12 protein-coding genes are annotated in these 10704 nt (G+C 63.6%); 5 read left to right on the top strand and 7 right to left on the bottom strand.

Annotation, left to right across the window (positions count from 1 at the left end; genetic code table 11):
* The coding region (locus EOA32_RS26305; RefSeq protein WP_145971354.1) for an SMP-30/gluconolactonase/LRE family protein at positions 1 to 737 on the bottom strand (737 nt) is incomplete at its 3' end.
* A gap of 229 nt (positions 738 to 966) precedes the next feature.
* Between EOA32_RS26305 and EOA32_RS26300 the strand changes: the two genes are divergently transcribed.
* Positions 967 to 1134, top strand: a complete 168-nt coding sequence (locus EOA32_RS26300) for a hypothetical protein (protein WP_128373274.1) — start codon at positions 967 to 969, stop codon at positions 1132 to 1134.
* 79 nt (positions 1135 to 1213) lie between these two features.
* On the opposite strand, the gene EOA32_RS26295 is transcribed toward EOA32_RS26300, so the two are convergent.
* The 4 genes from EOA32_RS26295 to ccmA form a co-directional block, all read right to left on the bottom strand.
* Positions 1214 to 1795: a DsbE family thiol:disulfide interchange protein gene (locus EOA32_RS26295; protein WP_128373273.1), complete on the bottom strand. Its 582-nt coding sequence runs from the start codon at positions 1793 to 1795 to the stop codon at positions 1214 to 1216.
* Positions 1792 to 1965 (bottom strand): heme exporter protein CcmD, encoded by a 174-nt coding sequence (gene ccmD, locus EOA32_RS26290; protein WP_095779956.1) that lies wholly within the window; start codon positions 1963 to 1965, stop codon positions 1792 to 1794. The genes EOA32_RS26295 and ccmD overlap by 4 nt, the downstream gene beginning before the upstream one ends.
* A gap of 128 nt (positions 1966 to 2093) precedes the next feature.
* Positions 2094 to 2759 (bottom strand): heme exporter protein CcmB, encoded by a 666-nt coding sequence (gene ccmB / locus EOA32_RS26285; RefSeq protein WP_095779955.1) that lies wholly within the window; start codon positions 2757 to 2759, stop codon positions 2094 to 2096.
* A gap of 40 nt (positions 2760 to 2799) precedes the next feature.
* Positions 2800 to 3402: a heme ABC exporter ATP-binding protein CcmA gene (gene ccmA / locus EOA32_RS26280; RefSeq protein WP_095779978.1), complete on the bottom strand. Its 603-nt coding sequence runs from the start codon at positions 3400 to 3402 to the stop codon at positions 2800 to 2802.
* A 283-nt stretch (positions 3403 to 3685) separates the two neighbouring features.
* Between ccmA and acnA the strand changes: the two genes are divergently transcribed.
* From acnA to EOA32_RS26260, 4 genes are all read left to right on the top strand, one after another.
* Positions 3686 to 6376, top strand: coding sequence for an aconitate hydratase AcnA (gene acnA, locus EOA32_RS26275; protein ID WP_128373272.1), 2691 nt, complete (start codon positions 3686 to 3688; stop codon positions 6374 to 6376).
* A 350-nt stretch (positions 6377 to 6726) separates the two neighbouring features.
* Positions 6727 to 7515, top strand: coding sequence for a thioredoxin family protein (locus EOA32_RS26270; protein ID WP_066991763.1), 789 nt, complete (start codon positions 6727 to 6729; stop codon positions 7513 to 7515).
* Positions 7516 to 7579: 64 nt separating this feature from the next.
* Positions 7580 to 8161: a GNAT family protein gene (locus tag EOA32_RS26265; RefSeq protein ID WP_128373271.1), complete on the top strand. Its 582-nt coding sequence runs from the start codon at positions 7580 to 7582 to the stop codon at positions 8159 to 8161.
* Positions 8162 to 8600: 439 nt separating this feature from the next.
* Positions 8601 to 8987, top strand: a complete 387-nt coding sequence (locus tag EOA32_RS26260; RefSeq protein WP_128373270.1) for a DUF2794 domain-containing protein — start codon at positions 8601 to 8603, stop codon at positions 8985 to 8987.
* On the opposite strand, the gene EOA32_RS26255 is transcribed toward EOA32_RS26260, so the two are convergent.
* Both EOA32_RS26255 and EOA32_RS26250 read right to left on the bottom strand, forming a co-directional pair.
* Positions 8984 to 9559 (bottom strand): GNAT family N-acetyltransferase, encoded by a 576-nt coding sequence (locus EOA32_RS26255; RefSeq protein ID WP_067323686.1) that lies wholly within the window; start codon positions 9557 to 9559, stop codon positions 8984 to 8986. The two genes, EOA32_RS26260 and EOA32_RS26255, sit on opposite strands and share 4 nt — an antisense overlap.
* A 113-nt stretch (positions 9560 to 9672) precedes the next feature.
* Positions 9673 to 10413 carry a Bax inhibitor-1/YccA family protein gene (locus EOA32_RS26250; RefSeq protein WP_067323688.1) on the bottom strand — a complete coding sequence of 247 codons (741 nt, stop codon included), beginning with the start codon at positions 10411 to 10413 and terminating at the stop codon, positions 9673 to 9675.
* Between the last annotated feature and the right edge of the window lie 291 nt (positions 10414 to 10704).

The following is a 10704-nucleotide window of genomic DNA, read 5'->3' as shown; positions in this document are numbered from 1 at the left end:
GTCCAGATGCGCCCGCTTTCGTCGAGCCGGAAGCCGTCGAACAGGCCGGCCGTGCAGTCGGCGAAGACCTTGCCGCCCGAGACCTTCTTGCCGGCCTTGCCGACATTGAAGACGCGGATATGCGCGGGGTTCTTGGCGCCATGGGTGCGGCCCGTGTCGGCGACATAGAGCAGGCTTTCATCGAGCGAGAAGGCGAGCCCATTGGGCCTGACCATGTCGGTGATGACGGCATCGATCTCGCCCGTGCCGGGGTCGACGCGGTAGACATTGCAGGCGCCGACCTCGCTCTCGGCGTGGTCGCCTTCATAATCGCTGTCGATGCCGTAGGCGGGATCGGTGAACCAGATCGAGCCGTCGGAACGGACGACGACGTCGTTGGGCGAGTTGAGCCGCTTGCCGCGCCATTTGTCGGCGATGGTGGTGACCGAACCGTCATGCTCGGTGCGGCTGACGCGGCGGCCCGAATGCTCGCAGGTGATCAGCCGGCCCTGCCGGTCGACGGTGTTGCCGTTGGAATTGCCGGACGGCTGGCGGAAGACGCTGACGCTGCCATCGGTCTCGTCGTAGCGCAGCATGCGGTTGTTGGGGATGTCGGACCAGATGAGGTAGCGGCCGGCGGCGAACCAGGCCGGGCCTTCCGCCCAGCGGCACCCGGTGAACAGCTTCTCAACCCGCTCATTGGCGTTGAACAGCCGCGAGAAACGCGGATCGAGAAGTTCATAGTCAGCGGCCGTCATGCTTTCCCTCCCGGCAATCAAAAGACGCGCGATCAAGCCAGCACAGAGCGGAGAAGGCAAGATCGCGGATGCCTCTCACGGCATGTTGACGCGTGGAGGGGCTAAGACGCCATTAACCGGCTATGCGCTGCTTGCAATGGTGCATTGCAACATCTTTCTTTTGCAATGCACCATTCCTATGTCATTCTCGCAATCGATCAGGGAGGAATAACTCAGAAGGAACCTCGTCATGATCTTTGATAACCTCGTCACCCGCACTCGCACCAACCTCGCCAAGCGCCGCCACTACAATCGTCTCGTCGCAGAAATCGAGAACCTGTCGAGCCGCGATCTCGCCGATCTGCGTGCCGACCGCTCCGAGATGCTCTACCAGATCCACAAGCAGATTTACGGTTGAGTCCGAGGCCGGTCGAGCCGGCCTTTGCGCCGCGTCGCTTCGCTCCTTGCCTCGCACTGGATGACGACGCAAGGGACGCCTAACCCGAAACCGCCAGGGCCTTCTCGATCTGCGGCAACAGCAAATCCTTCGCCGATTCCGGCGTCAGCGGCCCGACATGCTTGTAGGCAATCTTGCCGTCCTTGCCGATGACTAAGGTCTCCGGCACGCCGTAGACGCCCCAGTCGATCGCCGCGCGCCCGGCCGGATCGACGCCGATCGCCTGGTAGGGATTGCCGAGATCGCCAAGGAAGCGACGGGCGTTTGCCGGCTCGTCCTTGTAGTTCAGCGCGGCAAGCGTGAACCGCTTGTCCTGCGACAGCGCCAAAAGCACCGGATGCTCTTCCCGGCACGGCGCGCACCATGATGCGAAGACGTTGACCAGCGTCACCTTGCCGGCGAAGGATTTCGAGTCCAGCCCTGGCAGGTTCGAGCCTTCGAGCGGCGGGAGGTTCGTCTGCGGCGCCGGCAGGCCGATCAGGGCCGAGGGAATTTCAGACTCGTCGCGGCCGGACAAAAGCTGCGACAGGAACAACCCCGCCAAGCCCAGGAAAACCAGCAGCGGAAGCAGCACGAACAGGCGGCGACGGGGCGATGCCGGGGCTCCGGTTTCCGCGCTCACGGCTTCGCCGTCCCGGCTTTGTCGGAGCGCCGCCGCACGCCGGCCGCGTCGAGCGCCGCGAGCTCACGCTTGCGCGCCCGCCGGTCAATCAGGATCCAGCCGATCAGCCCGACGAGCACGATCGCGCTGATGGCATAGGCGGCGGCGACATAGAGAGCATGCGCGCTCATACCAGCCGCTCCATCTGCGCACCTTCCGCGCCTGCCATGCCAATCCGTTCGACCATGCCTTCCCTTAACTCTGCGTCACATGCCGCGCAATCAGGCGCGGCGCTAAAGTTGAGAAACGCCCCAGCGCCTCAATCCGTCCCGTGCCGCAACGCCAGCGCCGCGGCCAGCGGTCCGACCACGGCAAGAAACAGCGTCAGCGCGGCAAGAATGAGGAAGGGCTGCAGGAACGGCGCGGGATCGGCCACCGCGCCATAGCTCGCCGAGACGCCGAAGATCAGCACCGGAATGGTGAGCGGCAGCACCAGCACGGAGATCAAGAGCCCGCCGCGCGGCAGCGCCACAGCCACAGCCGCTCCGGCGGCGCCGATGAAGGTTATGGCCGGCGTGCCGACAAGAAGCGTAAATGCCGTCGCGCCGATACCGAGCGGCTCCATGTTCATGAACAGGCCGAGCAAAGGTGCCGCGATCACCAGCGGCAGCACGCTGCCCGCCCAATGCGCCAGACACTTGGTCAGCACCGTCAACGCCAGCATGTGACGGTCGCTGTTGAGCACCAGAAGATCGAGCGAGCCGTCCTCGCGGTCGGCCTGGAAGAGGCGATCGAGCCCAAGCAGGCAGGCGAGCAGGGCGGCGATCCACAGGATCGCCGGACCGATGCGCGACAACAGGTTGAGGTCGGGCCCGACGCCGAACGGGATTGTGGCAATCACCGCCAGGAAGAAGATGACGCCGATCAGCGCGCCGCCGCCGGCGCGGATGGAGAGGCGGATATCGCGGAGGAAGAGGGCTAGCATGACTTGGTATGCCTTCGCCCAGGGGTGCCTCGCGCCGACATCAGTCACCCATCCTCAACGTCTTGGCTCCCTCGAGCCCGAGCGGCAAATGCGTGGCCGCCACGATGATGCCTCCCTCTCGGCAATGCCCTCTCATCAATCCCGCGAATCGTTCCTCCGAAGCCTTGTCCAGCCCTGCGGTCGGTTCGTCGAGCAGCCAGACCGGCCGGCGGCTGACCAGGAGCTTCGCGATCGAGGCGCGCCGCCTTTGCCCGGTCGAAAGGTAGCCGAACGGCAGGTGCCCGAGCCCATCCAGTCCGACCGTCTCCAGCGCCTGCCCCACGCTCAAACCAGCCTCGCCCTGGAAGGCGCGCCAGAAGCCCAGGTTTTCTTCGACGCTGAGGGCGGTCTTCATCGCATTGAGATGGCCGAGATAGTGCGAGGCCGAAGCGACCGATGGAAACTCGTCGCCGCCGCCCTCGACATTCACCTTGCCTTCGGCCGGCGGCAGCAAGCCGGCGACGACCCGCAAAAGGGTCGATTTGCCGGCGCCGTTCGGCCCGGTGACGACGAGTGCCTCGCCCCTGTCGAGGGCGAATTCGATACCGGAAAAAACCGTCTCGCCGCCGCGCTCGCCGCCCAGATTTTCGGCGATCAGCCGCATCCTTGCCCGTCCCGAAAGCACCGTTTCGCGGCCGCCGCCGCATCGCACAAATTTGCTTTTCGACTGTCTAGAACTATTCCAGAAAATTCTCTATATGCGGTTCATCCGTGCCAGCGGTCGGCGCGGGAACAGAATTAGCGCCGAACCAGCGCACGCGCCGCCTTCAACGGCTCGGGTTGCTCGGGAGCGGACAGCGGAAATGGCCGTACCCGCACCTTTGCGCGTGATTGCATGCCAACGGCGTCCGTTCCCTTTCAGGCTGAACAGACAAGGACGGATCGCCGTGACGAAATCCCTCGATAGTTTCAACTGCCGCCGCACCCTGACCGTGGGTGGCGCGGACTATGTCTATTTCGACCTCGCAGAGGCGGAGAAAAACGGCCTTGGCGGCATTGCCCAGCTGCCCTATTCGATGAAGGTGCTGCTGGAGAACCTGCTGCGCAACGAAGACGGCCGCTCGGTCACCAAGGAAAGCATCCAGGCGGTCGCGGCATGGCTCACCGACAAGGGCACTGCCGGTGTCGAGATCGCCTACCGCCCGGCCCGCGTGCTGATGCAGGATTTCACCGGCGTTCCGGCCGTTGTTGATCTCGCGGCCATGCGCGACGGTATCAGGGCGCTCGGCGGCGATCCGGAGAAGATCAACCCGCTGGTGCCGGTGGATCTCGTCATCGACCACTCCGTCATCGTCGACGAATTCGGCACGCCGATGGCCTTCGCCCGCAATGTCGAGCTCGAATATGAGCGCAACGAGGAGCGCTACAAGTTCCTGAAGTGGGGCCAGCAGGCCTTCCGCAACTTCCGCGTCGTGCCGCCGGGCACCGGCATCTGCCACCAGGTCAATCTCGAATATCTGGGACAGGTCGTGTGGACCAACGCGGAAGAGGGCGAGACCACAGCCTACCCCGACACCTGCGTCGGCACCGATTCGCACACCACCATGATCAACGGCCTGGGCGTGCTCGGCTGGGGCGTCGGCGGCATCGAGGCCGAGGCCGCAATGCTTGGCCAGCCGGTCTCCATGCTTCTGCCGGAAGTGATCGGCTTCCGCCTCACCGGCAAGCTCAAGGAAGGCGTCACCGCCACCGACCTGGTGCTCACCGTCACCCAGATGCTGCGCAAGAAGGGCGTCGTCGGCAAGTTCGTTGAGTTCTTCGGCCCAGGCCTCTCCAACATGACGCTGGCCGACCGCGCCACCATCGGCAACATGGCGCCGGAATATGGCGCCACCTGCGGCTTCTTCCCGGTCGATAGCGAGACCATCCGCTATCTGACGATGTCCGGCCGCGAGGAAAGCCGCATCGCGCTGGTCGAGGCCTATTCCAAGGCGCAGGGCATGTGGCGCGACGCCGGCTCGGCCGATCCGGTCTTCACCGATCTGCTCGAGCTCGATCTCGGCGACGTCGTGCCGTCGATGGCCGGCCCGAAGCGCCCGGAAGGCCGCGTCGCGCTGCAGGACATTCCCGCCGGCTTCACCAAGGCGATGGAGACCGAGTACAAAAAGGCCGTCGAGATCTCGAAGCGCTACGCCGTCGAAGGCACCGCTCACGATCTCGGCCATGGCGACGTCGTGATCGCCGCCATCACTTCGTGCACCAACACCTCCAACCCGAGCGTCTTGATCGGCGCCGGCCTGTTGGCTCGCAACGCCAACCGGCGCGGCCTGAAGCAGAAGCCGTGGGTGAAGACCTCGCTGGCGCCCGGAAGCCAGGTGGTCGCCGAATATCTCGAGAAATCCGGCCTGCAGAAGGAACTCGACCAGATCGGCTTCAACCTGGTCGGCTTCGGCTGCACCACCTGCATCGGCAATTCCGGCCCGCTGCCGGCGCCGATCTCCAAGACCATCAACGACAAAGGCTTGATCGCTGCCGCGGTGTTGTCCGGCAACCGCAACTTCGAAGGTCGCGTTTCTCCGGACGTCCAGGCGAACTATCTCGCCTCGCCGCCGCTGGTGGTGGCGCATGCGCTGGCCGGCACCGTCACCAAGGACCTCACTACCGAGCCGCTCGGCGAGGGCAGCGACGGCAAGCCGGTCTATCTCAAGGACATCTGGCCGACCTCGGCCGAGATCCAGGAGTTCATCGAGAAGAACGTCACGCGCGAGCTTTTCGCCCGCAAATATGCCGACGTCTTCAAGGGCGACGAATATTGGCAGAAGGTGAAGGCGCCGGAAGGCCAGACCTATGCCTGGGACGATCATTCGACCTATGTGCAGAACCCGCCTTATTTCGCCGGCATGGGCCGCGCCTTCGGCAAAGTGGGCGACATCAAGGGCGCGCGCGTGCTTGGTCTCTTCGGCGACAAGATCACCACCGATCACATCTCGCCGGCCGGCTCGATCAAGGCGGCTTCGCCGGCAGGCAAGTACCTCACCGAGCACGGCGTCGGCGTCGCCGACTTCAACCAGTACGGCACGCGGCGCGGCAATCATGAGGTGATGATGCGCGGCACCTTCGCCAACATCCGCATCCGCAACCACATGCTGGGCGAGAGCGGCCGCGAAGGCGGCTACACGATCCACTATCCCTCGAAGGAGGAGATGTCGATCTACGATGCCGCCATGGAATACAAGAAGGAAGGCGTGCCGCTGGTCATCTTCGCCGGCGTCGAATATGGCAACGGCTCCTCGCGCGACTGGGCAGCCAAGGGAACCAACCTCCTTGGTGTCCGCGCCGTCATCGCCCAGTCCTTCGAGCGCATCCACCGCTCGAACCTGGTCGGCATGGGGGTCATCCCCTTCGTCTTCGAGGACGGCACCTCATGGGCTTCCCTCAACCTCAAAGGCGACGAGCTGGTCGAGATCGACGGCCTGGATGCCATCAAGCCGCGCCAGAAGATGACGGCCAAGGTCACCTATGGCGACGGTACGCTGAAGAACGTGCCGATCATCTGTCGCATCGATACGCTGGACGAACTCGACTACTTCAAGAACGGCGGCATCCTGCAATACGTGCTGCGCGATTTGGCTGCGTAGCGACAGGGAATAGGCGGTAGGCATAGGCAGGGGGAGATTTTCCCACTGCCTGGTGCCTGCTGACGTCCTAGTTAAACTGCGGCAGGCCAAGCATTCTCCGGCCCGGCTCAAAGTCCAAGTCCGATTGGCGCGCAATAGAAATCCTCCGGAGCAGCAAACTTACCCCTTCGCGGCGATGCGGTCCCGAAATCGAACCGGGTCGAAGAATGCAGTGGCCCCTCCTGTCGCCGCCTTACCTGCGGTCGGCGACAAAATTTCACCGCAACGTGACTTCCCGTTGACTGTCCGTTCTGCCACATATTTTAGCAACCAGAACAAGGCCGGCGTGACCGGCGGGAATTGGAACGGTCATGGCATTGCGAGGACCATTGCGGCTTACGGCAGTTGCGCTGGTCCTCACGGCGTTGAGCCGCGTGGCCTCAGCAGCCGAGCTTGAGAAAGTCGCGACCGGCAAGCCGCAGACTGAAAAGCCTTTGGGCGTCGTCGAGTTGTTCACCAGCCAGGGCTGCAGCTCCTGTCCGCCGGCCGATGAATTCTTCGCCGAGCTGGCGGCGAAGGAAAATGTCGTCGCGCTCGCATATCACGTCAATTACTGGGACTATCTGGGCTGGCAGGACACGCTGAGCAACAAAGAGAACACCGAGCGGCAGTATGACTATATGCGCGCCTTCGGCAGCCGTTCGGTCTATACCCCGCAAGCCGTCATCAACGGCCGCAGCCATGTCAACGGCGCCAACCGCAAGGAGATAGACGGCGCGCTGGCCCGCATGGACAGGACCGGCGAGGGCATGCGGGTCGGCATCAAGGTGAGCCGCACCAGCGATCGGGTCATGATTGACGCCGGCGATGCCGGCAATGGGCCGACCGACGCCCATGTGGTGATCGTCTATTTCGATCCGCCGCAGATGGTGAAGATCGGCCAGGGCGAAAACAGCGGCCGCAACATGACCTATTGGAACGCCGTTTCCGACATCCAGATCGCTGGCATGTGGAACGGCAAGGCGCAGCGCTACGAGCTGCCGATGACGGAGATTGCGAAGAAGGGCGGCTGTGCCGTGCTGCTGCAGTCCGTCGGCAAGGACGGCGTCCCGGGACCGATTCTCGGCGCCGCGCTCATCCGCAAGCCTGACCGGCTCTGACGGCTCCGCTGACAAAACCTGATCGCCGACGAAAGCCGGCCGGGGCCCACGAAGCAGAGCATCCATGGCAAAGCGACCCGAGCCGCACCCGATTCTCCTGACGACGCGGCTACGCCTGCGTCAGTTCAGGGCTGAGGACACGGATGCGATGCACGAATGCTTTGCCGACCCGGAGGCGATGCGGTTTTGGAACGCACCAGTCCACACCAAGCGGACCGAGACCGAGTGCACCGTGCTCAGATATGTCGCCTGCACTCCGTCCTACCATCGGCACTGGGCGGTCGCCGACATTGAGACTGACCGCTGCCTCGGCCTCGTCAGCTATCACGATGGCCACATCCGCAACAAGCGTGCGGCCATCGGCTATTTCATCAACCCCGCATATCAGAGCCGGGGCATGGCCACCGAGGCTGTCTCGGCGATGCTCGACTTCTGTTTCGACGATCTCGGCCTGCACCGTCTGCAGGCGTTCATCGATCCCAACAACACCCCGTCGCGCAAATTGGTCGAGAAACTCGGATTCGGGCGCGAAGGCCTACTGCGCGATCATCTGTGTGTCGGCGGCATCTGGCGCGATGAGATCCTGTATGCGCTCCTTAGGACTGGTCGCTCATCCAGCGCAGCGGTTCCAGCTCTCATTCCCTGATCGTGCATTGTGATGACGCCCGTCTGGCCGCGAGACAGGGGCCGGCGGGCCAGAGCGGACAGGCATGAAAAAACCGGCGTCAGCTTGCTTCTGACGCCGGTATTCAGGTTTTGGGATCGTCGCACCTGATTTTTCCAAGGAAAAACCGAGGTTGGTTCGATCCGACGCTGACCCGTGGGCGGGGGGCTTGGGGTTTACGAGCCGGTGCCGGACCGAACCGTCTCAGGCAACGCGGGTAAACTCGTCGGACATTGGGGCATGAGCGCGGATAATTTGTGGCGACAATGTGGCAGAGCATCACCAATTCCAACACGCGTTTTGCAAACGTGACTGGACCTTTCGGAAACGGCGGACCGCAAGCCTGCTTCGCCGGCCCTTGCAATTCGGCCGCGAAAGCGCGAACCTTGGCCGGCGCAAGATTCAATCGAAGGATCGCGGCATGACCGATCACAGCAGCGGGACGGAGGATGGGGAAGCATCCGGAATACTGATCCCGCTGCATGAGGCGCGCAGCGCACGCCTCGACCAGCCGGTGCGCTTCGACCGGCGCGAGCTCGACCAGATCCTAAGGCTTTACGGACGCATGGTGGCGGCCAATGAATGGCGCGACTATGCGATCGACCATCTTTCCGATTGCGCTGTCTTTTCGGTCTTCCGCCGCGCCAGCGAAGTGCCGCTGTTCCAGATCGTCAAGGACCCGAAATTGGCGCGCCGACAGGGCGCCTTCGCCGTCATCGCCGCCGGCGGACGGATCCTCAAGCGCGGTCAGGAACTCGGCCGCGTGCTCGGCGTATTCGATCCCAAGCTGAAGCTGGTCGAAGCTTAACTATCCAATTTGCCGCGAAATCTCCGCTCCGGCAGTGACTCCGGATCCGGCGGCACTTCCGCGCCGCCGTTGAGCGGCAGCTGCATGAACACGGTGTCCAGCCAGCGCCCATGCTTGTAGCCGGAGCCTTCCAGGCGCCCGGAGTGACGAAAGCCGAGCTTCTCGTGCAGGCGCACCGAGGCGCTGTCGGCATGGCCGTCGCCGATCACCGCGACGATCTGGCGAAAGCCGGCCAGGCGTGCCGCCTCGATGAGCGCCAGCATCAGCAGGCGGCCGATGCCCTGGCCCTTGGCCTCGGGCGCCACATAGACCGAGTCCTCGACGGTGAAGCGATAGGCGGGCCGGGGCCGGAACGGTCCGGCATAGGCGTAGCCGAGCACGACGCCCTCCCTTTCAGCCACAAGATAGGGAAAGCCGCCTCGTGCCAAACTGTCGAATCGATCGCCCATTTCGGCGCGGCTGGGCGGCTCCAGTTCGTAGCTTGCGGTGCCGTGCGTGACCGCGTCCGCATAGATTTCGGTTATTCGGTCGAGGTCGGCCGCAGTAGCGGCTCTGATCGCCAGATTGCTCATAATTTGTGCAGTTCTTCCTGTTGCCTCAATATCAGCAGAGGAGCGCACAAAAGGAAAGGGCGGCCGTTGGGCCGCCCTTTCCGAAGTCTATGGTCCAGCCGGACGGCTACCGTTTAGCGGCGGTCGCCCATGAACTGCAGCAGGAACATGAACAGGTTGATGAAGTCGAGATAGAGCTGCAGGGCGCCCATGATCGCCTTGCGGCCGGCGACATCCGCGACGTCACCCTCGAAATACATCTCCTTGATGCGCTGCGTGTCGTAGGCGGTGAGGCCCGCGAACACCAGCACGCCGATCGCCGAAATGGCGAAGGCCAGCGCCGACGACGCCAGGAAGATGTTGATGACCATCGCGATCAGCAGCCCGATCACGCCCATGATCAGGAACGAGCCGAACGCGCTCAGGTCGCGCCTGGTCGTGTAGCCGTAGAGCGACAGGCCCCCGAAGGCCGCGGCCGTGGCGAAGAAGGTCTGGGTAATGCTGGTGCCGGTGTAGACGAGGAAGATCGTCGACAGCGACAGGCCGACAAGGCCGGCATAAACCCAGAACGTGGTCTGCGCCGCAGCCACGCTCATCGATTGGATCCTGAAGGACAGGAACATCACGGCAGCGAGAGGCGCCAGGATAACGACCCAGCGGAACGCGCTAGCATAGATGAGCTGGCCGAAGGCGGTGAGCTGGCCGTCGCCGGTGACGGCAAGCTGGAATGCGCCCCAGGCGGCAATGCCTGTGATGAGCAGGCCAAGCCCCATCAGGTTATAGACTTTGATCATATAGGCCCGCAGGCCCTGATCGATATCGACGCGCGCGCCGGAGGCGGCGGACGTCTGGTAGTTGCGAATGGGATCAGCCATTGGAAATCCTCTATTGCTTCTGCCCCGTCCGGTGACAGGTCCTTGGAGCGACCTCCTTGGACCAGGCGCCGCTGGCGGGACTCCAGCATGCCTAGCGCGAAATATGAGCGTTCTCGACCTCAAGAACAAGACGGTAACGAGCGGTAACGCTTCGTGAGAAGGCAAAAGCCCGATTTTCAGCCTTTTCCCGCCGGCATTCTTACCAAGATTTAACGCAGACAGGCCACCGAAGGGCGCTGCCGGATCAAAGCTCGCGCAGCACCGGCGCCGCCTTGTGGCCAAGCACCCGCC

The sequence above is a fragment of the Mesorhizobium sp. M1A.F.Ca.ET.072.01.1.1 genome (assembly GCF_004023325.1).
GTDB lineage: Bacteria > Pseudomonadota > Alphaproteobacteria > Rhizobiales > Rhizobiaceae > Mesorhizobium.
The sequence above is the reverse complement of the archived record's forward strand: the minus strand, read 5'-3'. Positions and strand labels throughout refer to the sequence as shown.